Source organism: Streptomyces albiflavescens, from assembly GCF_014645835.1.
Classification (GTDB): domain Bacteria; phylum Actinomycetota; class Actinomycetes; order Streptomycetales; family Streptomycetaceae; genus Streptomyces; species Streptomyces albiflavescens.
This window is the reverse complement of the sequence record NZ_BMMM01000008.1, coordinates 196,436-219,129: the sequence shown is the minus strand read 5'-3', so window position 1 is coordinate 219,129 and position 22,694 is coordinate 196,436. Positions and strand designations below refer to the sequence as shown.

Below are 22,694 nucleotides of genomic sequence, written 5' to 3'. Positions count from 1 at the left end.
CACAAACGCGTTTTTGTGCTGGCCCCGGAATCCGCTAGAGTTCAACACGTCGCCGGGACGCGCAAGCCGAACGGAAACGACAAGCGGACGTAGCTCAGTTGGTAGAGCGCAACCTTGCCAAGGTTGAGGTCGCCAGTTCGAACCTGGTCGTCCGCTCGCAGGAAGTGGGGGATCTTCCCGAACCCCTACGCTCCTGGTGGAGTGGCCGAGAGGCGAGGCAACGGCCTGCAAAGCCGTCTACACGGGTTCAAATCCCGTCTCCACCTCCAAGGACGATTAGCTCAGCGGGAGAGCGCTTCCCTGACACGGAAGAGGTCACTGGTTCAATCCCAGTATCGTCCACTGGATCTTCCAGCACGTACGGCAAGATCCGAACCCGCGCGATTAGCTCAGCGGGAGAGCGCTTCCCTGACACGGAAGAGGTCACTGGTTCAATCCCAGTATCGCGCACGCAGTACCGGCAGTACGCGTGGCTTCGGCCGCGTGACCTGCGCGATTAGCTCAGCGGGAGAGCGCTTCCCTGACACGGAAGAGGTCACTGGTTCAATCCCAGTATCGCGCACCAGCCGAAGCCCCCGGCCGTCTCGTACGGTCGGGGGCTTCGTCGTCTCCATGGCTGCGACCGTGTGTACGACGAAGGGGCCCCTCCGCCGAGGAAGAGGGCCCCTTCGGTCGTTCAGACCGTTCGGTTCGTCACGACGAGAAGAGCATGTGGCCGAAGCTCTTGTGGCGGTGGTGGCCGCCGTAGTGACCGCCGTGGCCTCCGTGACCGCCGTGCTGCGGGGCGCCCCAGGCGGGCGCGGGCGCGGACGGGTACGCCTGCGGGGCGGCCGGGGGCGGCGGCGCGGGCTGCTGCCACTGGGACTCCAGGCGGGTCAGCGCCTCCAGCTCGCCGTAGTCGAGAAATATCCCGCGGCAGCCGCTGCACTGCTCGATCTGGACGCCATTGCGGTTGAATGTGTGCATCGGCGCATGGCACTTCGGACACTGCATGCTCGGCTCAACTCCTCGCCGGTCGGTACTGCTTCCGCCAGGACAGACTCCGCCCGGCTTCGGTCGGTTGCACCCTACGTCGCGAAACCGTGCGCCAACTCGGGCGGGGCGGTGCCCATTCGGTCACAGGCGTCGATCACGGCCTGCTGCACCTCGTCCAACGGGTGCCCGGCGGCCACGGATTTGGCGATCGCCAGGGCCGCTGTCTGCACGGTGAGGGCGCGGGCCGCGACGTCCAGGGCGGGCCAGGGGTCACCGGTGGCGGGGACCGCCGGGCCATCTGCGCGCTGGTAGGCGGTCAGGAACCGCAGCCACTCGTCGGGCGGGAGCAGGCCGCAGGCGTACCAGGCGGCAGGGCGGGCCAGGTCCCAGGCCGGGGCGCCCACGCCCAGGTCGTCGACGTCGATGAGGAGCCAGGGGCCGTTCGGCGCGGGGTGGCGGACGAGCTGGCCGAGGTGCAGGTCGCCGTGGCACAGGGTCGTGGCGTCCGGCATCGGGGCCTCGGCGCGAGCCCAGGGCGGGAGGCCGCCCCAGGCGCGCAGGACCGGGGCGGTGGCCGGGTGCGGACCCGCCGCCCGGAGCCGGGCGATCGCGCGGGCCGCCTTGGCGGGGCCGCGCATGGGCGGCAGGTCGTGCGGCGCGGGGGTCCGGTGGAGACGGGCCAGCAGGGTGGCGGCGGCCTCCCAGGGGGCCGCCTCGGGGTTCTCGGGGTCGACCGGGCTGCCGTACGGCCAGAAGGTCACCAGGCGGCCGTGCAGGTCGACGGGTGTGGGCGCCTGCGGGGGCAGAAGGACGCCGGGGAGTTCGGCGGCGACAGAGAGGCGGGCGGCGAGTTCCGCGGGGGCCGCGTCGGGGGCGTGCGCTTTGGCGACGATGTCGCCGTGGCGGACGACGGTGCCGTCGTCGCGGTCGGCGAGGACGGTGTCCTTGGTCCCGCAGGGGCAGGGGCCCGGCACGGGGTGGACCGCGCCGCGCACCGTGGCGGTGAGTGCGGGCAGCAGGGTGTCTGCGGTCACGGGTCCCCCTGGGTGTACGGCGTCTGGGGTGAGCGTACGCAGGTGGGGTGCCGTGACGCTCGGGTACCCGGCGTGGGTGTGGGGCGCCGGCGTAGGTGAAGGGTGCCCGGCGCGGGTGCTGGACTCTGGGGTGGTGCGCTGCCCGGCGCTTGCGGGGTGCCGCTGCGCCCACCCGTGCCGCCCCTGGCGGCACGCATGCCCGCAACCGGGGGCGGCGACATACACACCGGCGTGGCACGCATGCCCGCAGCTGGGGGCGGCGACATACACACCGGCGCGGCATGCATGCCCGCAGCTCCGCGCAGCAGCGTGATGGGCGCCCCGGCTATGGCGGGAGGGGCCCGGTCCGGCGGCACCCATGCCCGCGGTCCGGACGGGCCGGTGGGCATCGCCCGGCTGCGTTCGTGCATAAAAATGCCCGCGCAGCTCCCCAGCTGCGCGGGCATTTTGTGCCGTCCGCCGCACCCCCGTCCCCACGGGGTTTCATGGCCGGATGTCCCCGCCCGGACCGCTCTTCCGGGCCTGGGGCGCCGCTCAGCGCCCCAGCATCACGCCCACGGACGACGCTTGTGTGACCACCGCGTCCCAGCCGCCGAAGACGACTACGAGCAGGGCCGCCAGGGGAAGGACCATCGCTGTCGCCACCAAGGGGTGGCGCTGACCCTGGCGGCGGGTGCCGAACGCGGCGCTGTACGCCTTGCGTCCCTGCGTGCGGAGCGCTGTCCGCGGTGCCGTGTGGGCCATGGTCCCTCTCCTGACCGAGCTTCTGTTGTGGTTGGCAGCGGCGGGTGTCTGACCTCGGGGGACGAGTGCTGCACCCGCCGCTTGACCTCTAATCTAGGCGCGCGGCGGCGGTGGGTCGTCATGCCCTCGTACCGATTGGCGGGCCTCCCGGAGGATGAGCGATGACCTGCGGAGTACTCCCCTGGGTGGAGATGAGGACCTAGGTCTCAGGGTCTTCCCGGAGGGGGCGCCCGGTGTGCCCCGACTGTTCCGAGCTGTCCTCCCTGGGTACCGGCTGCTCGACCAGCGCCAGCACCCGGGTCGCCATGAAGCGGGCGGTGCGCACCACTGATCCGCTTCGGGTGACTTCGCTCACTTCCACGACACCTCGACGTACCGCCGTCTCCACCCGGCGGCCCGCCCTGCTCGCCACCACCTCGTACGTACGCGTCGTGTCCCCGGCGTCCACGACTATCTCCACACGGTCACCCTTCACGGGCCCAATCCCCCTTCTCTGACGGATGGTTGGGATCACAGGCAGCCCAAGGCAGTCCTGTTCGCACGGTCCCTGACCACCTTTCAAGTTTCCCACTCGGCACTGACAATCGATCGGGCCGAGAGGGCGCGGCCTCTGCGCGCACTCGGCCGCGGAAACGTAAGCTGTGGCTCGTCAAACGGACCGGGCAGCGGGGATGGACATGGCGATGATGCGCCTGAGGCGCGAGGACCCCCGTGTCGTCGGCTCGTTCAGGCTTCACAGACGGCTCGGCGCGGGCGGGATGGGCGTTGTCTACCTGGGCTCCGACCGACGTGGCCAGCGGGTCGCGCTGAAGGTGATCCGACCTGATCTGGCGGAGGATCAGGAGTTCCGCTCGCGGTTCGCACGCGAGGTGTCGGCGGCCCGGCGCATCAGGGGCGGATGCACGGCGCGGCTCGTCGCCGCCGATCTCGAGGCGGACCGGCCGTGGTTCGCCACGCAGTACGTGCCCGGACCCTCCCTGCACGACAAGGTCGCCGAGGAAGGCCCGCTGTCGGCGGCCGATGTCGCCGCCGTCGGTGCCGCCCTCTCCGAGGGGCTCGTCGCCGTGCACGAGGCCGGTGTCGTCCACCGTGATCTCAAGCCGTCCAACATCCTGCTGTCCCCGAAGGGGCCGCGGATCATCGACTTCGGCATCGCCTGGGCAACGGGCGCCTCGACGCTCACGCATGTCGGTACTGCTGTCGGCTCGCCCGGCTTCCTCGCTCCCGAGCAGGTGCGCGGGGCCGCCGTCACACCGGCCACGGACGTCTTCGCGCTCGGCGCCACGCTCGCGTACGCGGCGACCCAGGACTCGCCCTTCGGGCAAGGCAGTTCCGAAGTGATGCTCTACAGGGTGGTGCACGAGGAACCCCAACTGCACGGTGTTCCGGACGCCCTGGCCCCGCTCGTACGGGCGTGTCTCGCGAAGGACCCCGAGGAGCGGCCCACGACCCTCCAACTGTCCTTGCGGCTCAAGGAGATCGCGGCCCGCGAGGCACAGGGCCTGGCGGATGTGCGGCCGCCCGCGCCGCGCACGGACCCCGACCGGCCGACGAGTCGCCTGGCCGAGCAGTACGCCGAGCAGCGCACCCAGCGGCGTCCGCAGGGCACTCCCCCGCCCCGCACGGGCGGGACGAACGGCGGCACGAGGTCGGCGCAGTCGGGTCCGCGTCCCACGCCCGTGCGGAACACCGGCCGCTCCGGCAACAGGCCGGCGCCCCGCAGCGGTGCCGGGCGTCCGGCGCCCCGAACGACCGGTACCGGTCGGCGGCCCGCCAACCCGCGACTGCTGCGCCAGCGGCTCTTCGTGTTCGTCGTCGTGACGCTGCTCGTCGCGCTCGGCATCGCGGCGGCCCAGGGGTGCCAGGGACGGGCGCGCGGGCTGCCCGACGGCGGCACCCACAAGGACGTACGACAGCAGCAGTCGTACGCACCGCTGCCCACCGGGGAGCTGATGTCCCAGCGGTACCGGAGTGAGGTCCACAAGGACGGCTAGGGGGCTTCTGATGGATCTCCGCGGCGTCGCGACGCCCGGCACGCACTCTCGCCGCACCGGACAAAAGCCCTAGTAGCTCCTCCCCCACGCTCGGCTTCGCTCGCGCGGGGGGACCCCCATCGAGGGCTTCCGCCCGGCACGCCGCGAGCACGCACCGAACGCCGCTCCTTCTTCCACGGAGATCCATCAGAAACCCCCTAGGGCGGTCGCCCGTCAGGGCATCAGGGCTGCGGGCGGCCCGTGGCCACCGCGTAGAAGGCGACCGCGGCCGCCGCGCCCACGTTGAGCGAGTCGACGCCGTGGGCCATGGGGATGCGGACCCACTCGTCCGCCGCCATCAAGGCCTTCGTGGACAGGCCGTCGCCCTCCGCGCCCAGCATCAACGCGACCCGGTCCATGCGGTGCGGGGCCGCCTCGTCGAGGGACTTCGCCTTCTCGTCCGGGGTGAGCGCGAGCAGGTTGAAGCCGGCGTCGCGGACCGTCTCCAGGCTCTTGGGCCAGGAGTCGAGGCGCGCGTACGGGACCGAGAAGACGGCCCCCATGGAGACCTTCACGGAGCGGCGGTAGAGCGGGTCCGCACAGTCCGGGGAGAGCAGGACCGCGTCCATGCCGAGGGCGGCGGCGGAGCGGAAGATCGCGCCGATGTTGGTGTGGTCGTTGACCGACTCCATCACGACGACCCGGCGCGCGGACTGCAGGAGTTCCTCCGCCGTCGGCAGCGGCTTTCGCTGCATCGAGGCGAGCGCGCCGCGGTGCACGTGATAGCCGGTGACCTGCTCGGCGAGCTCCGGACTGACCGCGTACACGGGGGCCGGAAGCTCGTCGATCACGTCGCGCATGACGTCCACCCACTTCGCGGACAGCAGCATCGAACGCATCTCGTACCCGGCGTCCTTGGCCCGTCTGATGACCTTCTCGCCCTCGGCGATGAACAAGCCCTCGGCGGGTTCGCGCTTGCGGCGCAGCTCCACGTCGGTCAGGCCCGTGTAGTCGCGCAGACGCGGGTCGTCGGGGTTCTCAACGGTGATGAGATCGGCCACAGGGTGATACTGCCTTGTCCTGGGTGCGGTGCCAACGGCTGGGAACGGGTTGGGTTACCCGTGGTTACTCGGATGTCTTCGGCGGGCTCTGCACGCCCACGTTCACGACCTCGCCGATGACGATCACCGCCGGCGGCTTCACGTCCTGCGTCCGTACGGTCTCGGCGACGGTCGCCAGGGTCGCGTCGACGCGGCGCTGCGCGGCGGTCGTGCCCTCCTGGACCAGGGCGACGGGGGTGTCTGCCGGCTTGCCGTGCGCGACGAGGGTGTCGGCGATCTTGCCGATCTTGTCGACGCCCATGAGGACGACGAGCGTGCCGCGGAGCTTGGCGAGGGACGGCCAGTCGACGAGGGAGCGCTCGTCGTCGGGAGCGACATGGCCGCTGACCACCGTGAACTCGTGGGCGACCCCGCGGTGCGTGACGGGGATGCCCGCGGCGCCCGGGACCGAGATCGAGCTGGAGATGCCGGGCACGACGGTGCAGGCGATGCCCGCCTCGGCCAGTGCCTGCACCTCCTCCATGCCCCGGCCGAAGACGAACGGGTCGCCGCCCTTGAGTCGTACGACGGACTTGCCCTGCTTGGCGTGCTCGATGAGCGCGTTGTTGATGGCCTCCTGGGCCATGAAACGGCCGTACGGGATCTTCGCCGCGTCGATCACCTCGACGTGCGGCGGGAGTTCGGCGAGCAGGTCGCGCGGGCCGAGGCGGTCCGCGATGACCACATCGGCCTCGGCGAGCAGGCGGCGGCCGCGGACCGTGATCAGGTCCGGGTCGCCGGGGCCGCCGCCGACGAGAGCGACGCCGGGGGTACGTGTGCGGTGGTGCGGGGCCACCAAGGTGCCGTCGCGGAGGCCCTCCACCACGGCGTCGCGGATCGCCGCGGTGTGGCGGGGGTCCCTGCCCCGGGCGTCCGTCGTCAGGACCGCGACCGTCACGCCCTCGCTGTGGCCCGTCGCCGGGGTCCACGCCGTCGCCGCGTCGGCGTCGTCGGAGCGGACGCACCAGACGCGGTGGCGCTCCGCCTCCGCGGAGGCCCGGGTGTTCGCCTCGTGGTCGCTGGTGGCGATCAGTGCGTACCAGGCGTTGGCCAGGTCGCCCTCTTCGTACGGGCGCTTCGTCCAGGTGATCTCGCCCGCGTCCGCCATCGCCTCCACGGAGGGGGTGGCCTCCGGCGAGACGAGGTGGACGTCCGCACCTGCCGCAATGAGCGCCGGGAGGCGGCGTTGGGCCACCTGGCCGCCGCCGAGGACGACGACGCGGCGGCCGGTGAGGCGGAGGCCTACGGGGTAGGCGGGGTGTTCGGCCATGGGAGGTGCGACTCCTCTTGCGGGCTGTGCGAGGCGGGGCCCCTGCGGCTTTGGAAAGGCCCCTGACGTGCGGATTCTAGGGTGCGGGCCGGTGGGTGGTCGGGGTGGGTGGGGTTTTCTTTCCCCAAGCCGGCCCCTTCCCGAAACCGGGGGCTGCGCCCCGGACCCCCGTTCGTCCGCGGGCCGTGGGCGGTTGTGCTCAGCCGCCCCGCGGAACGGCTGAGCACAACCGCCGGACGTCTACTTTTCGGTTACCCCTGCCGAATCGAACGTCGCCACCTCGTGCATCGCCCTTGCCGCGCTCTGGACCACTGGGAGGGCCAGGAGTGCGCCCGTACCCTCGCCCAGGCGGAGATCCAGGTCGACCAAGGGGCGCAGGCCCAGCTTGTTCAGGGCTGCCACATGGCCGGGTTCCGCGCTGCGGTGGCCGGCGATGCAGGCCGCGAGGACCTCGGGGGCGATGGCGCGGGCCACGAGGGCCGCTGCGCCGGCGCTGACGCCGTCCAGGATGACCGGCGTACGGAGGGAGGCGCCACCGAGGAGGAGGCCGACCATGGCGGCGTGTTCGAGGCCGCCGATGGCCGCGAGGACGCCGATGGGGTCGGCGGGGTCCGGCTGGTGGAGTTCGATGGCGCGGCGGACGACCTCGGTCTTGCGGGCCAGGGTCTCGTCGTTGATGCCGGTGCCCCGGCCCGTCACCTCGGACGGGTCGGTGTCCGTGAAGACCGAGATCAGGGCCGCCGACGCCGTGGTGTTGGCGATGCCCATCTCGCCCGTCAGGAGGGCCTTGTTGCCCGCCGCCACCAGGTCCCTGGCCGTCTCGATGCCCACCTCGATGGCAGCCGTGACCTCTTCGCGGGTCATCGCGGGGCCCGTCGTCATGTCGGAGGTGCCCGCGCGGACCTTGCGCGGGAGCAGGCCCGGGGTCGCCGGCAGGTCGGAGGCGACGCCCACGTCGATGACGCAGACCTCGGCGCCCACCTGGTTGGCGAACGCGTTGCAGACCGCGCCGCCGCCCAGGAAGTTGGCCACCATCTGGGCGGTGACCTCCTGCGGCCAGGGGGTGACGCCCTGGGCGTGCACGCCGTGGTCACCAGCGAAGATCGCGACGGCGGCGGGCTCCGGGATCGGCGGCGGGCACATCCGCGACAGGCCCGACAGCTGTGCGGAGATGATCTCCAGCATGCCGAGCGCGCCTGCGGGCTTGGTCATCCGCTTCTGGCGCTCCCACGCCTCGCCGAGCGCCTTCGCGTCCAGCGGCCGGATGTTGGAGACCGTCTCGGCGAGCAGGTCGTGCGGCTCCTCGCCGGGCAGCGCGCGACGGCCGTACGTCTCCTCGTGCACGACCCACGACAGCGGGCGGCGCTTGGACCAGCCGGCCTGCATCAGCTCGGGCTCGTCCGGGAACTCGTCGACGTAGCCGACGCAGAGGTAGGCCACGACCTCCAGATGCTCGGGCAGGCCGAGGGCACGGACCATCTCGCGCTCGTCGAAGAAGCTGACCCAGCCGACGCCGAGGCCCTCGGCGCGGGCCGCGAGCCAAAGGTTCTCGACCGCGAGCGCGGAGGAGTACGGGGCCATCTGCGGCTGGGTGTGCCGGCCCAGGGTGTGGCGGCCGCCGCGGGTCGGGTCGGCGGTGACGACGATGTTCACCGGGGTGTCGAGGATGGCCTCGATCTTCAGTTCCTTGAACTGCTTCGCACGGCCCTTGGGCAGCGACTTGGCGTACGCCTCGCGCTGGCGCTGGGCGAGTTCGTGCATGCTCCGCCGGGTGTCGGCAGAGCGGATGACGACGAAGTCCCAGGGCTGCGAGTGGCCGACGGACGGCGCGGTGTGCGCGGCCTCCAGGACACGGAGCAGCACGTCGTGCGGAATCGGGTCGCTGCGGAAGCCGTTGCGGATGTCGCGGCGTTCGCGCATCACGCGCAGCACGGCCTCGCGCTCGGCGTCGTCGTAACCGGGGGCCGCCGGGCCGGTGGACTCTCGTACGTCTTCCACTGCGGCCGTGCTCTCTTCCTGGTCGGCGCCCTGGGTGTCCAGGTCGTCCGCTTGCTGTGCGACTACGGGTTCCGGGTCCGCGGGCAGCGGCTCCGGTACCGGGGGTGTCCCGGTCTCGGTCTCGGTCTCGCCGTGAGGCTCTCGGGGTGCCGGCACGACTGCCGGAGCGATCTGCTCCGCTTCCTCGGCGGGAGTCTCCGAGGGTTCCTCCGCGGCCTCCTCCACCGGGGCGGGCGCCACGACGATCGTCTCCTCCGCGGACTCCTCGGCCGTGGGCTGCTCCTCCGTCGGGAGGGGCGGCACGGTCATGGCGTGCGGCGGGGTGGGGGCCAGGTGCGGGGTTGTCGGCACCGTGCCCTCTACGGGCACGAACTGGCCGAGGGGCTGGTCCGCGTGGGACTCCGGAGGGGTGCCCGGAAGTCCCGAGGCGCCTGCCGCGTCGCCCCCGGCGGCACCGGGGAAGTGCTGCTCGCCGTGGGGCCGGCCCACGGACGCCTGTGGGGCTTCCGCGTGGGCGGCCACACCTACCGGGACGCCGTGCGACGCCTCGGCGGCACCGGTCTCGGAGAACGCGGCCTGGTCCGCGAACTGCTGGACCGGGAAGGCTTCGAGGCCGGGGACCGCCCGGCCGTGCGAGGCGTCCGCCGAGAGCACGGCCTGCGCGGGCTCGGGAGCGTGCACCGCGGCCGCCGCGAGCGGTTGCGCGGCCTCCGCGTGGGATCCCGCGTCCGTGAACTGGGCGGCCGGTTCCGGGATGTGGACACCGGGATCCGCGAACTGGGCGGGTTGAGCGGGGAACTGGGCCGCGGGCTCGGCCGGTTCGGCTCCGTGGGCGACCGGGTCGACGGTGGCCCCGGCACCGATCTGCGGCGGGGTCACGTGCGCGGCCTGCGCCGCCTGCTCGGAGACGAGGTCCGGAGCCGGGGCGAGGTGCTGCGCGGGCGTGAAGTGCTCGCCGTCCGACGGGATCTGCGGCGGCGCGGCATCATGCGCAGGTGCCTGGGCGGCGCCCGCGTATCCGGTGTCGTCCGTCGCCTGAAGGGTGTGCGGAATCTCCGGGGCGGCCGGGAAGAGCCTCACTTCCGGAGTGTGCGGGGCCTGCGAACCGTCCAGGATGGCCGCGTCGGGAACCTGGGCGTCCGCCGGTTCCTGGAAGGCGAGCGAACCCTCCGGGGTCTGCGGTGCCTGAGCCGGAGCCTCGGCAACCTCCCTGATCTCCGGGACCTCGGCGACCTCCGGGACCTGGGAAGCCTGCGCGAGTCCCGGGACCTCGGCGACCTCCGGGACCTGGGGAGCCTGCGCGAGTCCCGGGACCTCGGCGACCTCCGGAGCCTGCGTCGCGTCCGCGGACTGCGGCGCATCCACAACCTGGGCCGCCTCGGGGACCGACCCGGCATCGAGGGTCGGCACGGACTCGGGCGGCTGTCCCGCCTCCGGGACGACCGTTTCTGCAGCACCCACCTCGGAGGCCACCGGCGGAGCGCCCCACGGCACCGCGCCCTGCGGCGAAGTCTCACCGAGCTGCGACACATCGAGGTACTCGGGCCCGACCGTCGGCGGACCCGCGTGCCGTACGGGAGTTACGGGAGTGGCGGCCACAGGGGCACCGGGGGGAACGGGCACACCCGCCGGGCCGCGGTCGGCCAGCGAGCGCACCGGGCTCGCGGAGCCGTCGGGCGTCGGCGGGCCGAGATGCAGCGGGCGGCGGGGCGTCGGCTGCGGGGCGGGCGCCGCGTTCGGCATGCGGACACCGCCGAGGTCGACCGAGCCGCTGTCGCGTCCGGCCATCTCGTGGGGGCCCGGCTCGTGGACGAACGGCATCGGGGCCGGCGGCGGCACCTCGTTGCCCCACGCACCCTGTGCTCCCGGCGCGCCCGGCATCAGGAGCAGGTCGTCGTCCTCGGCGGGGTTCTCGGAGGGGTCGAGGAAGGTGTACGCGCCCGGCGTGGTGACGCCCGGCTGCTCCACCATGCCTGCGTTCTCCGGCAGTCCCTCGCCCGGGACCTGGCCGGTGTCGGTCATGCGTACCCCTCGCCCATCGGTTAGTGCTTCCAAGTCCAGCTCGCCCGGAACGGCGCACTGACCGCCCCACTGTGAAGAACGAGCGTGCGCGCCCAGCGGCACGAACGACCGGCCAACAAAGACGACAAAGCCATTAACAGGCATTGTCCCGGTCGTCCCGCCTTCGCGACACCTTGATCCGCGAGGGCCCGCTGTGGACTGCGCCACGTTGCGCGTCCTCCGGTTCTGCCGTACCACACACGCCTCAAAACGGGCACGTTTTCCGGACATTGGCCTACGAAAGGCCGATCACCCGGGAGCGGTACAACGATCGGCCAGCCTACCGCGCGCAGTACGACAACAGGATCACGGGGCGCGATCCGGCAGACGGCCGCTGAGCAGGAACGCGACGCTCCGTTCCTTCTCCGTCCAGGCCCTTGTATCGAGTTCGACGGACTGAATGAGGGCGCACTCGACCTCGTAGCCGTGCTCCGTCAGGTCCCGGCCGATGAGTTCGGCCGCGTCGCGGGTGGCGGCGTGCGTCACGATGCGCTGCGGACGGCGGTCGGCGACGGCCGAGACCACCGCCACTCCCCCGCCGCCGACGCGTACGACATCGGGCTCGGGCAGGTTCTCGAGAATGTGCGGCGCGGTGCCGTGCACGATCTGCATCTGGACGCCGAAGCGACGGGCGGAGTCCTCGGTGCGGGCGCAGCACCCCGGGTTGCGGTCGACCGCGATGACGGCGGCGCCGGTACGCGCGGCCTCGGTGGCGAACGCGCCACTGCCGGAGCCGATGTCCCACACGAGGTCGCCGACGCGGGGGCCCAGGCGGGCGAGTTGGGCGGCGCGCAGCAGGTCCGTTTCGCCTTCGCCGAGCGCACCGCCGTACGCCTCGGCGGGCAGCGCCCAGCCGCGCGGTCCGTTGCCCGGGTCGCGTCCGGCGATCCACCCGCCGCCCTCGGCCGCGGCCATGAAGGCGCCGATGACGATGACGACGTTGGGGTCGCGCCAGGTGTGGTCGGCGGCCTTGTCGGAGGTGACGACGGTGACCTGTTCGCGGGCGGTGCCGAGTTCCTCGCAGATGACAAAGGTGCGGTGCACTCCTTCTAGGAGCAGACCGAGTTCGGCGGGGCCGGCGCCCGGCGACGTGAGAACGGCGACTTTGGTGTGGGCTCGGCACACATTCACCGCGCGTCGCAGCGTGCGGGGGTGTGCGACGACCACCTGTGCATCGTCCCAGGGCATTCCGGCGCGGGCGAAGGCGGCGGCCACCGAGGAGACGGCGGGCACCACTTCGACCTCCAGGCCGAACTCGGGGGCCCGCAGGGTGCGTACGACACCGAAGAAGCCCGGGTCCCCGTCGGCGAGGACGACGGCGGTGCCCCGGTGGTTCGCGATCCGGCGGGCGGCGAGGGAGACACTGCCGAGGCGGATGCGCTCGGCGGTCGCCGGCACCTCGGGGAGCGCAAGGTGGTGGGCCGCGCCGGCCACCAGCGTGGCGGCACCGAGTGCGGAGCGCGCCGCGGCGGTCAGCGGCGAGCCGTCCCAGCCGATCACCGTGACCCGGTCGGCCATCGTCGTCAGTCTCCAGAAGGTCTTCGCAGGTCGTCAGAGGGAAGCCCGAGAGCGGGCTCCGTGAGGGTACCTGGTACGGCTGGGCGGTGCCGCGACGGGTTCCGGCGCATGGGAGCGGTCCCGCGGATTCAGGTAGGCGGTTCCAGGGTCCCGGGGCGCAGCTCCCGTAGTTCTCAGTTCCAGTCGGAGAACGACGTGAAACCACCGGTGTCGGCGAGCTGGTCGCCGACACCGTCGAGGTCCTCTGGGAGCAGGCTCCACACGATGAAGTCGGTGCGCAGATCGACCCAGCCGCCGTCCTCGGTGCGGGTGCGCGCTATACAGGCGTTGCGCAGCACACCCTCGCTGATGCAGCCGATCTTCTGGGCGACCTGCTGCGAGGCGGTGTTGTCGGCCGCCGTACGCAGTTCGATGCGCTCGAACTTCTGGTCTCCGAAGAGCCATTGGGCGGTGGCGAGCGCCGCCTCGGAGGCGTAACCCTCGCCGCGCGCCCAGGGGGCGACGATGTACGAGAGTTCGGTGGACCGCACATGCCAGTTCGTCTTGCCGAGCTGGATGATGCCGACCAGGCGCTGGGTGAGGAACTCGGTGACCGCGAGGTCGAGTCCACGGCCCGCGGCACGCTCGGTGGGCGCGTACTCGGTGATCCAGGTGCGGGCGCCGTCCTCGGTGAAGGGCTGCGGCACGGACGTCCAGGCCGCCACCATCTCGTCGTTCATCATCTCGGCCAGGGCGGGTACGTCGTCCTCGTCGAGCGCACGCAGGACCAACCGCTCCGTGCTGATGGAGATGTCGGGGAAGGTGCTCGTCATGCGCCGCTCCGTAACCGTCGGGGACTTGGGCCCTCGGAATCCTTCGGGCCCGCTGAACTGCCCAGCATGCAGCATGAAAGCACTGAACTGCACCACGGGGTCCACTCCAAGTGAGGGAGTGGACCCCGTGCGGTGACCAGGCGCGCGTCAGCCGGAGGTGACCGGCAGGACCGACCCCTGATACTTGTCCTCGATGAACGTCTTCACCTCGGACGAGGTGAGGAGCTTCGCGAGCGTCTTCACCCGCGGATCGTCCTCGTTGCCCTTCTTGACGGCCAGGAGGTTCGCGTAGGGGTTGTCCTTCGCGGACTCCAGGAGGATCGCGTTCCGCGCGGGGCTGAGCCCCGCGTCCTGGGCGTAGTTGTTGTTGATGACCGCGGCCGTCACGTCGTCGAGCGAGCGCGGCAGCTGGGCGGGGTCGAGCTCCTTGAATTTCAGGTGCTTCGGGTTGGCCGAGATGTCCGCCGGGGACGCGGTCGTTCCCGCCCCCTCCTTGAGCGTGATGAGGCCCTTGGAGGCGAGGAGTTTGAGGGCACGGCCCTCATTGGTGGTGTCGTTGGGCACGGCGACGGTGGATCCGTCGGCGAGCTTCGAGACGTCCTTCACCTTCTTCGAGTACACGCCCATGGGCGGCAGGTACGCCTTGACGACCGAGACCAGGTCGGTGCCCTTGGACTGGTTGAACTCGTCCAGGAAGGGCTGGTTCTGGTAGAGGTTCGCGTCGAGCGTGCCCTCCTGGAGTGCGGTGTTCGGCAGGACGTAGTCCGTGAACTCCTTGATCTCCAGCTTGAGCCCGGCCTTCTCGGCGAGGTCCTTCTTGATGTACGACAGGACCTCGCCGGCCGGGACGGCGGTGGCACCGACGACCAGGGCGTCGCCGTCACCACCACCACTGCCGGAGTCCGAACCCGAGCCACAGGCGCTCACCGTGAGGCCGAGGGCCAGTGCGGCTGCCGCCGCGGAGATGACGTGCTTGCGCATCGCGTTCGCCCCCCTTGTGAACGACTGGACCGGCTAGAACGACGGGATGACGGAGCCGGCGTACTTGTCCTCGATGAACTTCTTGACCTCGGGCGAGGTGAGGAGCTTGGCGAGCTTCTTCACGCGCGGGTCGTCCTCGTTGCCCTTCTTGACGGCGAGGAAGTTGCCGTATGGGTTGTTCTTCGCGGACTCCAGGACGAGGGCGTCCTGGGCGGGCTTGAGGCCGGCGGAGATGGCGTAGTTGCCGTTGACGACCGCGGCGTCCACGTCGTCCAGGGAGCGCGGAGTCTGAGCCGCCTCGACCTCCTTGAACGTGAGGTTCTTCGGGTTCTTGGAGATGTCCTGCGGGGTCGCTTCGCTGCCGGCGCCGTCCTTGAGGGTGATGAGCCCGTTGGCGGCGAGCAGCTTCAGGGCACGCGCCTCGTTGACCGCGTCGTTCGGGACCGCGATGGTCGCGCCGCTCTTCAGGGCGTCGGCGCTCTTCACCTTGTGGGAGTAGAGGCCGAGCGGCTCCAGGTGCACCGTGACGACGGGCACGATGTGGGTGCCGCGCTTCTTGTTGAAGTCGTCCAGGTACGGCTGGTTCTGGAAGTAGTTGGCGCCCACCGAGCCGTCCTCGGTCGCGGTGTTCGGCACGATGTAGTCCTGGAACTCCTTGACCTCCAGGTCGAGGCCCGCCTTCTTCGCCAGGTTCTTCTTGACGAAGTCGAGGATCTCGGCGTGCGGGGTCGGGCTCGCGGCGACGATCAGCGGACCGCTGGTGTCGGAGGAGGCGGAGTCCTTGTCCGAGCCGCAGGCGGTGAGCCCGAAGGTGAGGGCTCCGGCGGCGAGGACGGCGGTGGTGATCTTGGCGGTGTTACGCACGAAAAGTGCCTTTCCTTATGGGTGGAGCGACCCCGTCTTGGGTGATACGGGGAGTTCGGGGAGGGGGTCAGGAGACCTTGCCGGTCTCGGCCGTGGCGACTTCGGCGGCCGGCGCCTTGGCCTTCAGCAGCCGCAGCTTCGGCACGGCTCCGGAGTGCCCGCCGCGCCGGTGCAGCCCACGGGCGGCGTAGTCACCGGCGAACTGGATGATGGCGATGACGACCGCGAGGACGGCGACCGTGATCCACATCAGTCCGGTCTCGAAGCGCTGGTAGCCGTAGCGGATCGCGATGTCGCCGAGGCCTCCGGCGCCGACCGTGCCGGCCATTGCCGAGTAGCCGATGAGGGCGACGATCGTGGTGGTCGCGGAGGAGATCAGCGACGGCAGCGACTCCGGTACGAGGACCTTGCGAACGACGGTCCAGGTGTTGCCGCCCATCGACTGCACGGCCTCGACGAGCCCGCCGTCCACTTCGCGGACAGCCGTCTCGACGAGCCGCGCGAAGAAGGGGATCGCGCCGATGGCGAGCGGCACGATCGCCGCCTCACGACCGATCGTCGTGCCCGTGATCGTGCGCGTGAAGCTCATCAGCGCGACCATCAGGATGATGAACGGCATCGAGCGGGCGATGTTCACGACCTGTCCGATGACCTTGTTCGCGACGACGTTCTGGAGGAGTCCGCCGCGGTCGGTGAGGACGAGCAGGACGCCGAGCGGGAGGCCGCCGACGATCGCGATGAGGGTGGACCAGCCGACCATGTAGAGCGTGTCCCAACACGCCTGGGACAGCAGCGGCTGCATCTCGGACCAGGTCACTTGGCACCTTCCTTCACCAGCACGGGCTCCTGGCCCTGGACGTCGATCTGCAGGCCCTGCTCACGGAGGAAACCGATCGGCACCACGTTCTCCTCGTAGCGGCCGGGCAGTTCGATGCGCATCCGGCCGACCTGCTTGCCCGCGACGGTGTCCATCGCGGCGCCCAGGATCGAGATGTCGATGTTGTACGTCCGCGCGAGCTGCGAGATGACGGGCTGGGTGGCGGCCTCGCCGTGGAAGGTGACATCGATGACGGTGCGGTCGTCGCCGGTGGCGTCGCCGCTGACCGGGAAGAGCGCGGAGGCCAGTTCGGAGCCGGGCGTCGCGAGCAGTTCGCTGACGGTGCCGGACTCGACGATCCTGCCGTTCTCCATCAGGGCGGCCGAGTCGCAGATGGTCTTGACGACGTCCATCTCGTGGGTGATGAGCAGGACGGTCAGTCCCAGCTGCCGGTTCAGGTCGCGCAGCAGCTGGAGGATGGAGCGGGTGGTCTCGGGGTCGAGGGCGCTGGTCGCCTCGTCGGAGAGCAGCACCTTCGGGTCGCCGGCGAGCGCGCGGGCGATGCCGACGCGCTGCTTCTGACCGCCGGAGAGCTGTGCCGGGTAGACCTTCGCCTTGTCGGAGAGGCCGACCAGGTCGAGGAGTTCGAGAGCCTTGCGGCTGCGCTCCTTGCCGGAGACGCCGAGGATTTCGAGCGGCAGCTCGACGTTGTCCTGGACGGTGCGCGAGGACAGCAGGTTGAAGTGCTGGAAGACCATCCCGATGCGACTGCGCGCCTTGCGGAGCTCCCTGCCCGCGCGCGGGCCGCGCCCCGCGAGGGCGGTGAGGTCCTGTCCGGCGACGGTGACCGTGCCGGAGGTGGGACGCTCCAGGAGGTTGACGCAGCGGATGAGCGAGGACTTGCCGGCGCCGGACTGGCCGATGACGCCGTACACCTCGCCTTCGCGGACATGCAGATCGACGCCGTCGAGGGCGGTCACTTCACGGCCGCGCGAGCGGTAGACCTTGGTGAGGCCCGTTGTCGTGATCACTGGGGTTTCCGTCACTGTCGAGTGCAGGGCGTGGGTGTGCGCCGGGCACGGGTGCATTCGGTCGGGAACGCGGCACGGTTCTCGCGATGGCGATGGAACCGGAAGGAGAACGTGTGCGCGGGGCAGCCTCAGTCACGTACGCGGTACGGACAGGGCGCGGCGGTCTCGCTTCGGGGCGCGAGACCAGGCGGTGGTGCGGGGGCCCTCTAGAAGGCGCACATTCGACACATACAACGAGCACCGGGCGTCATGGTCGCCTCGGTCGCAAAGGTGCGGCTGCTCGTCGTGGTCATGGGATGAAGTAAAGCAGACCCACAGGAGGGGCCTGCCACCGCTGTCCGAATAGCGGACAGCGGTGGACGCCCCTCAGGCTCCGGTGGAGATCTCCACGCCCTGGGCCGTTACCAGTACGGACAGGGCCGAGAGGTCCTTGACCACCAGGTCGGCGTCCAGCTCGTGGGCCTGGTGGGTTGTGGCCAACGCCACGGTGGTCATGCCGGCGGCGCGGCCCGCCTGGAGCCCGGCGGGGGCGTCCTCGAAGACGACACAGCGGGACGGGTCGACGCCCAGTTCGCGGGCGGCCAGGAGGTAGGGCTCCGGGTCGGGCTTGCCGCGGGTGATGTCGTCGGCGGCGATCAGCGTCTTGGGGCGGATGCCGACCTCGTCGAGCCGGGCCTCGGCCAACCGCCGGGTGGCGGAGGTGACGACGGCCCAGCGCTCGGCGGGAAGGGCGTCGAGCAGCGTGAGAGTGCCGGGCAGCGCCTCGACTCCGCCCGGCACGTCCTCGACCTCCAGCTGCTCGATGCGTGCGAGGGCCTCGGGGACGATGTCGGCGGGCAGCAGGTCGGCGGCTATCTCGACGGCGGGGCGGCCGTGCAGTTCGATCCGGGCGAAGTCCTCCGCCGTGACGCCGTACTCCTGCGCCCATCGGGTCCAGCATCGGTCGACCGACTCAAGGGATGAGACGAGCGTTCCATCGTTGTCGAACAGCAGGGCTTCAGCGTGGATCTTCATGCCCTCGACCCTACGGGGCACCCCGGGGGTGCGGGCATCAGGTCTTTTGGCCCGTAATAGGGTCGCGGCATGCTTGATGCCCTGACGGTCGCGACTGCCGTCGCCGCGCTCGCGCTCGCCGCCTGGTGCGGCTGGGCCGCCTACCGTGATCAGCCCACCAAGGACTGGCACTTCATCGGCATGGCCGTGGTGTCACTGCTCGCCGTGGTCCAGCTGGTGATCGGGATCGTCCAGCTGGCGCGCGGCGAGAAGCCGGAGCAGGGCACGACGATCTTCGTGGCGTATCTGCTCGGCGCCTTCGCGTGCATTCCGGCCGCGGGTTTCATGTCGCTGGCGGAACGCACCCGTTGGGGTTCGGTCACGGTGGCGGCCGGCGGCATCGTCCTCGCCGTCCTTGAGGTGCGGCTCTATGACATCTGGGGAGGCTGAGATGACGGCCACGGAGGAGAACGGGACCGTGCCTCAGGAGAAGAAGCCGGCGGACGAGAAGCCGGCGGGAGAGAATCCGGCGGGAGAGAAACCGGCGAAGAACAGGCGGACGCGGCTCATCAGCGGCCCGGGCATGCTGCTGCTCTGGCTGTACGGCGTGATGGTCGTCGGCGCCGTCTCGCGCTCGGCGGTGCAGATCTCGACCGAGTTCGACAAGGCCCCGCTCGCCTACTCGCTGTCCGCGGTCGCGGGCGTCGTCTACGGCTTCATCACGTACTCGCTCGTGCGCGGCGGCGAGACGGCCCGCAAGGCGGCGCTGGTGTGCTGCGCCGCCGAGCTCGCCGGCGTGCTGACCGTCGGGACCTGGACGCTGGTGGAGCCGTCCGCCTTCCCCGACGCCACGGTGTGGTCGGACTACGGGATGGGCTATCTGTTCATTCCGGTGCTGCTGCCACTGTCGGCGATGTACTGGCTGCGCAAGGCGCGTACGGCCGGTTCGGCAAGCGCGGTTCAGTAACCGCGGTTCAACCGCGGTTCGGCAACCGCAGTTCGGTGACCACGGCCCGGTGACCGCGGCCCGGTGACCGCACCTTCAGTCGGGGCTATGCGCTCGCCACGAACGCGCCCGCCTCGACGCCCTTCGCCAGAGTCACCAGCGTGAGTCGCTCGTCGACGCGCTCCTGGGAGACCGGGGCGTAGCCGTGCTTGCGGTAGAGGCGGAGATTGCGGTCACTGCGGTGGCCCGTGAAGAGCTGGAAGGACTTGGCCGAGCCGTCTTCGCCGAGCCGGGCCTCGATCGCGGCGAGGAGGCGTCCGCCGAGGCCGTGGCGCTGCATGCGCGGGTGGACGATGAGCTTGTTGATGCGGGCCGTGCCCTCGGCGTCGACGACGCCGCGGACCGAGGCCACCACCTCTTCTCCGAGCCGGGCCACCAGGACGGTGCCCCCCGCCAGCTCCGCCCTGAGGGAGTCGAGCGGCTGGGTGAGCGGCTCGATGCCGTAGTCGCCGTACAGCTCGGCCTCGCTCTGGTAGCAGAGGTACTGCAGCTTGAGGATCTGCTCTGCGTCCTGCTCGGTCGCCGCCGAGATGGTCACGCTCATGCCCATGTGTGCATGCCTCCCGCTCACCTGTTCCACCGGATGTCCCTCACTCCTATCCCCGCCGTCAGCGGGCCGCAACCTCCGCCGCAAGCAATCGCCGTAGACATCCCAGACATCTGGAGCGTTCCGGACCAAGACTGCCCTGTGAGATACCCAACTCCCCTGCGATCTCCCGGTAGGTGAGGTCCTTCGGGGAGAGCAGCGCCGCCATCAGGCTCGGGCAGCGGCCGGGCAGCCGTCGTACCGCGGCGTGCAGCGCGCGCCGGCGGTCGGCGGTCATCGCTTCCTGCTCCGGGCCGGGATCGCAGTCGTCGGAGGGTTCGGCGCCATACGGCTGTTCCATGCGGGCCGTACGTCGGCTGCGGCGGGCCTCCAGGCGCACGGCGCGGCGCAGCCAGCCCTGCGGATCGACCGGTGGGCCGTCGATGTCGAGTCGCTCCAGGAGGCGCAGCCAGACGGCCTGTTCCAGGTCGCTCTGCTCGGCGCCGGACGCATATGCCTCCGCCGAGGCCTCGGCGGCGAGGAGTGGGCGCAACGTGGCCACCATGTCGTGGGTCATATGCGGCACGACGCGGCCGCCCCGGCGTGAGGTTGCCGGGGCGGCCGACTGTCACCCCAATCGGGGTGGCGGGGTCATCCGTTGACGCGGGTCATCCGTTGAGGAAGTCGGCGCGGGCCAGCAGCGCGGTGTCCGCGTTGTCGGAGAACACACCGTCGATGCCCGTCTCGAAGTAGGTCTTGAACGCGCCGAAGGCGTCGCCGTAGGCGGTCGGGTCCGTGCCCTTGCGGAAGTTCGCGGGCAGGAAGGGGTTCTCGTTGCGCATGGTGTACGGGTGCAGGATCAGACCCCGCTTGTGCGCGTCGGCCACGAGGGAGGTCGGCGTGGTGAGGTTGCCGCTCGCGTCCTTCGGGATGATCAGGTCGAGGGTGGGGCCGATGCCCTGCGCGTAGCCGGCGATCTCCCTGAGGCCCTTGGGGGTGATCAGGTCGGCGACCGTGCGCGGGTCGCCCGCCTCGACGAAGTCCCAGGGGCGGCTGGCCGCGGCGGAGAGCAGGACGACCAGGGGGTTGTCGACGAGCTCGTTCAGCCGCTGGATGCTGGTCGGCTCGAACGACTGGACGATGACCGGCGAGTCCCGCTTGTCCTTGCCGTACTTGTGCAGCAGCTTGGCCACCCGCTCCTCCAGGCCGAGGCCCAGCTTGCGGAAGTAGGTGGGGTGCTTGGTCTCGGGGTATATCCAGACCTGCTTGCCGCGCTTGCGGGTCTGCTCGTCCTGCCAGCGGAGCACCTCTTCGAAGGTGGGGATCTCCCAGCGGCCGTTGTAGAGGGTGTTGTGCGGGCGGTTGGCCGGGATGCGCTCGACGGCGCGCAGGGTCTTCAGCTCGGCGAGCGTGAAGTCCTCGGTGAACCAGCCCGTCGTGGCGACCCCGTCGAGGGTCTTGGTGGTCTTGCGGTCGGCGAACTCGGGGTGTGCCGCGACATCGGTGGTCCCGCCGATTTCCGGCTCGTGACGGCATACGAGGTGGCCGTCCTTGGTGGGCACCAGGTCGCCGGCCTCGACGATGTCCGCGCCCATGTCGAGGGCCAGCTGGTACGAGCCGAAGGTGTGCTCCGGCCGGTAGCCGCTGGCCCCGCGGTGTCCGATGATCGTCGGCACGGGCAGGCTCTTCAGGCCGCCGCCGTGCTGCGCGTCCGCGGCTCTCGCCGTGCCCGCCGTCCCCAGTGCCGCCACGCCCGCGCCGAGCACCACCGCGCCGAGCAGCGCTCGCCGTCCGGTCCCGCGTGTCCGCTCGTCCGACTCCTGCGTTCCCATGAGCGCCTCCGTCGTCCAGTCTTCGCCAGTGCGGGCCGATCGTAGGGGCGTGCCCATGACGGGCGGGAGACGCCGTCGGGAACACGGGGGTGACGCTGGATGTCGTACGGGATCGGAGATCTGACAATCCGTCGGCTTGGGTCGGATCGGATCGGGTACGCGCCTCTTGGGCCCCCGGGCGATGTGCGGGTGCGTGCCCACTGGGCCTGACGGGCGATGTCCGTCACATCGTGGCGGTCACGTTACGCGCGGCCGACGGAGCGACACCGCAGGTAAAGCTGCGTCAACAGTGCGTAAGACCTCGGTGAACCCGATGTGCCCGATGTGCAATACCCCGGGGGGCGCGAGTATCGTCCTCACCTGCACAGACTTCATACCGATCCCTTGACACCGGAGGGCCCGTTGTCCCGCTTCGCGCTCATCAAGGCAGTGCTCGGACCGATCATGCGCCTGATGTTCCGCCCACGGGTGGAGGGCGTGGAGCACATCCCGGGCGACGGTCCGGTCATCCTGGCCGGCAACCACCTCACCTTCATCGACTCGATGATCCTTCCGCTGGTCTGCGACCGGCAGGTGCTCTTCATCGGCAAGGACGAGTACGTCACCGGCAAGGGCTTCAAGGGCCGCCTGATGGCCTGGTTCTTCACCGGCGTCGGCATGATCCCGGTGGACCGGGACGGCGCGAACGGCGGTGTCGCGGCGCTGATGACCGGCCGCCGCATCCTGGAGGAGGGCAAGGTCTTCGGGATCTATCCCGAGGGCACCCGCTCCCCCGACGGCCGGCTGTACCGCGGCCGCACCGGCATCGCCCGGCTGACCCTGATGACCGGCGCCCCGGTCGTGCCGTTCGCGATGATCGGCACGGACAAGCTGCAGCCGGGCGGGGCGGGGATGCCGCGGCCCGGCCGCGTCACGGTTCGCTTCGGTGAGGCGATGGAGTTCTCGCGGTACGAGGGCATGGACCGTGACCGGTATGTGCTGCGGGCCGTGACCGACTCCGTCATGACCGAGGTCATGCGGCTGTCGGGGCAGGAGTACGTGGACATGTACGCCACGAAGGCGAAGGCCGCGTAGCGACGAACGAAGAGCCGCACAGCGCCCTCGGACATCGGCCGTCCGGCGTGTGCGGCTCTTCGTTCGTCGCACGCGCAGTCCCCCG

21 protein-coding genes and 5 tRNA genes are annotated in these 22,694 nt (G+C 70.9%); 9 read left to right on the top strand and 17 right to left on the bottom strand.

Features of this window, described 5'->3' with window-relative positions:
* Nucleotides 1-83: 83 nt before the first annotated feature.
* The 5 genes from IEY95_RS22915 to IEY95_RS22895 all read left to right on the top strand — a co-directional run bounded on the left by IEY95_RS22915 (nt 84) and on the right by IEY95_RS22895 (nt 565).
* A tRNA-Gly gene (locus IEY95_RS22915) sits at nt 84-156 on the top strand.
* A 39-nt stretch (nt 157-195) separates the two neighbouring features.
* Nucleotides 196-269 (top strand) — tRNA-Cys (locus IEY95_RS22910).
* A 1-nt stretch (nt 270) separates the two neighbouring features.
* Nucleotides 271-342, top strand: a tRNA-Val gene (locus tag IEY95_RS22905).
* 36 nt (nt 343-378) lie between these two features.
* Nucleotides 379-450, top strand: a tRNA-Val gene (locus IEY95_RS22900).
* A gap of 40 nt (nt 451-490) precedes the next feature.
* Nucleotides 491-565, top strand: a tRNA-Val gene (locus IEY95_RS22895).
* A 128-nt stretch (nt 566-693) separates the two neighbouring features.
* Here IEY95_RS22895 and IEY95_RS22890 read toward each other — a convergent pair.
* From IEY95_RS22890 to IEY95_RS22875, 4 genes are all read right to left on the bottom strand, one after another.
* Nucleotides 694-993, bottom strand: coding sequence for a TFIIB-type zinc ribbon-containing protein (locus IEY95_RS22890; RefSeq protein WP_189187969.1), 300 nt, complete (start codon nt 991-993; stop codon nt 694-696).
* Nucleotides 994-1,067: 74 nt separating this feature from the next.
* Entirely contained in the window at nt 1,068-2,009 is a 942-nt protein-coding gene (locus IEY95_RS22885; protein ID WP_189187968.1) for a phosphotransferase family protein, read from the bottom strand.
* 534 nt (nt 2,010-2,543) lie between these two features.
* Nucleotides 2,544-2,753, bottom strand: a complete 210-nt coding sequence (locus IEY95_RS22880; RefSeq protein WP_189187967.1) for a hypothetical protein — start codon at nt 2,751-2,753, stop codon at nt 2,544-2,546.
* 199 nt (nt 2,754-2,952) lie between these two features.
* On the bottom strand, nt 2,953-3,228 hold the full coding sequence (locus IEY95_RS22875) for a DUF8836 family protein (RefSeq protein WP_060902353.1): 276 nt from the start codon (nt 3,226-3,228) through the stop codon (nt 2,953-2,955).
* A 196-nt stretch (nt 3,229-3,424) separates the two neighbouring features.
* Here IEY95_RS22875 and IEY95_RS22870 point away from each other — a divergent pair, with 196 nt between their 5' ends.
* A complete protein-coding gene (locus tag IEY95_RS22870; RefSeq protein WP_189187966.1) occupies nt 3,425-4,747 on the top strand; it encodes a serine/threonine-protein kinase in 1,323 nt (440 codons plus the stop codon).
* A 221-nt stretch (nt 4,748-4,968) separates the two neighbouring features.
* On the opposite strand, the gene IEY95_RS22865 is transcribed toward IEY95_RS22870, so the two are convergent.
* The 10 genes from IEY95_RS22865 to IEY95_RS22820 form a co-directional block, all read right to left on the bottom strand.
* Nucleotides 4,969-5,787: a TrmH family RNA methyltransferase gene (locus IEY95_RS22865; protein WP_189187965.1), complete on the bottom strand. Its 819-nt coding sequence runs from the start codon at nt 5,785-5,787 to the stop codon at nt 4,969-4,971.
* A 64-nt stretch (nt 5,788-5,851) separates the two neighbouring features.
* Nucleotides 5,852-7,096 (bottom strand): uroporphyrinogen-III C-methyltransferase, encoded by a 1,245-nt coding sequence (gene cobA / locus IEY95_RS22860; RefSeq protein WP_189187964.1) that lies wholly within the window; start codon nt 7,094-7,096, stop codon nt 5,852-5,854.
* 240 nt (nt 7,097-7,336) lie between these two features.
* A complete protein-coding gene (gene cobT / locus IEY95_RS22855; RefSeq protein ID WP_189187963.1) occupies nt 7,337-11,116 on the bottom strand; it encodes a nicotinate-nucleotide--dimethylbenzimidazole phosphoribosyltransferase in 3,780 nt (1,259 codons plus the stop codon).
* Between the two features lie 345 nt (nt 11,117-11,461).
* On the bottom strand, nt 11,462-12,673 hold the full coding sequence (gene cbiE / locus IEY95_RS22850; protein WP_189187962.1) for a precorrin-6y C5,15-methyltransferase (decarboxylating) subunit CbiE: 1,212 nt from the start codon (nt 12,671-12,673) through the stop codon (nt 11,462-11,464).
* A 173-nt stretch (nt 12,674-12,846) separates the two neighbouring features.
* Complete coding sequence (locus tag IEY95_RS22845; RefSeq protein WP_189187961.1) at nt 12,847-13,485, bottom strand: GNAT family N-acetyltransferase; 639 nt, start codon at nt 13,483-13,485, stop codon at nt 12,847-12,849.
* 147 nt (nt 13,486-13,632) lie between these two features.
* Nucleotides 13,633-14,466 (bottom strand): MetQ/NlpA family ABC transporter substrate-binding protein, encoded by an 834-nt coding sequence (locus IEY95_RS22840; RefSeq protein ID WP_189187960.1) that lies wholly within the window; start codon nt 14,464-14,466, stop codon nt 13,633-13,635.
* Between the two features lie 33 nt (nt 14,467-14,499).
* Nucleotides 14,500-15,330: a MetQ/NlpA family ABC transporter substrate-binding protein gene (locus IEY95_RS22835; RefSeq protein ID WP_189187959.1), complete on the bottom strand. Its 831-nt coding sequence runs from the start codon at nt 15,328-15,330 to the stop codon at nt 14,500-14,502.
* Between the two features lie 67 nt (nt 15,331-15,397).
* The gene (locus IEY95_RS22830) at nt 15,398-16,147 is read right to left on the bottom strand and encodes a methionine ABC transporter permease (protein WP_189187958.1); all 750 of its coding nucleotides are present in this window, start codon (nt 16,145-16,147) and stop codon (nt 15,398-15,400) included.
* On the bottom strand, nt 16,144-17,235 hold the full coding sequence (locus IEY95_RS22825; RefSeq protein WP_189187957.1) for a methionine ABC transporter ATP-binding protein: 1,092 nt from the start codon (nt 17,233-17,235) through the stop codon (nt 16,144-16,146). Before IEY95_RS22825 ends, IEY95_RS22830 begins: the two co-directional genes overlap by 4 nt.
* Nucleotides 17,236-17,544: 309 nt before the next feature.
* Nucleotides 17,545-18,192, bottom strand: a complete 648-nt coding sequence (locus IEY95_RS22820) for an HAD family hydrolase (RefSeq protein ID WP_189187956.1) — start codon at nt 18,190-18,192, stop codon at nt 17,545-17,547.
* A gap of 69 nt (nt 18,193-18,261) precedes the next feature.
* On the opposite strand from IEY95_RS22820, the gene IEY95_RS22815 reads away from it, so the two are divergent.
* Both IEY95_RS22815 and IEY95_RS22810 read left to right on the top strand, forming a co-directional pair.
* Nucleotides 18,262-18,621 carry a hypothetical protein gene (locus IEY95_RS22815; protein ID WP_189187955.1) on the top strand — a complete coding sequence of 120 codons (360 nt, stop codon included), beginning with the start codon at nt 18,262-18,264 and terminating at the stop codon, nt 18,619-18,621.
* 133 nt (nt 18,622-18,754) lie between these two features.
* A complete protein-coding gene (locus IEY95_RS22810) occupies nt 18,755-19,138 on the top strand; it encodes a hypothetical protein (RefSeq protein ID WP_189188148.1) in 384 nt (127 codons plus the stop codon).
* Between the two features lie 85 nt (nt 19,139-19,223).
* Here IEY95_RS22810 and IEY95_RS22805 read toward each other — a convergent pair whose 3' ends face one another.
* The 3 genes from IEY95_RS22805 to IEY95_RS22795 form a co-directional block, all read right to left on the bottom strand.
* Nucleotides 19,224-19,727, bottom strand: coding sequence for a GNAT family N-acetyltransferase (locus IEY95_RS22805; RefSeq protein WP_189187954.1), 504 nt, complete (start codon nt 19,725-19,727; stop codon nt 19,224-19,226).
* A 58-nt stretch (nt 19,728-19,785) separates the two neighbouring features.
* A complete protein-coding gene (locus IEY95_RS22800; RefSeq protein WP_189187953.1) occupies nt 19,786-20,280 on the bottom strand; it encodes a sigma-70 family RNA polymerase sigma factor in 495 nt (164 codons plus the stop codon).
* A 91-nt stretch (nt 20,281-20,371) separates the two neighbouring features.
* Complete coding sequence (locus tag IEY95_RS22795; RefSeq protein WP_189187952.1) at nt 20,372-21,535, bottom strand: glycerophosphodiester phosphodiesterase; 1,164 nt, start codon at nt 21,533-21,535, stop codon at nt 20,372-20,374.
* 402 nt (nt 21,536-21,937) lie between these two features.
* Here IEY95_RS22795 and IEY95_RS22790 point away from each other — a divergent pair, with 402 nt between their 5' ends.
* The gene (locus tag IEY95_RS22790) at nt 21,938-22,609 is read left to right on the top strand and encodes a lysophospholipid acyltransferase family protein (protein WP_054230621.1); all 672 of its coding nucleotides are present in this window, start codon (nt 21,938-21,940) and stop codon (nt 22,607-22,609) included.
* Nucleotides 22,610-22,694: the final 85 nt, after the last annotated feature.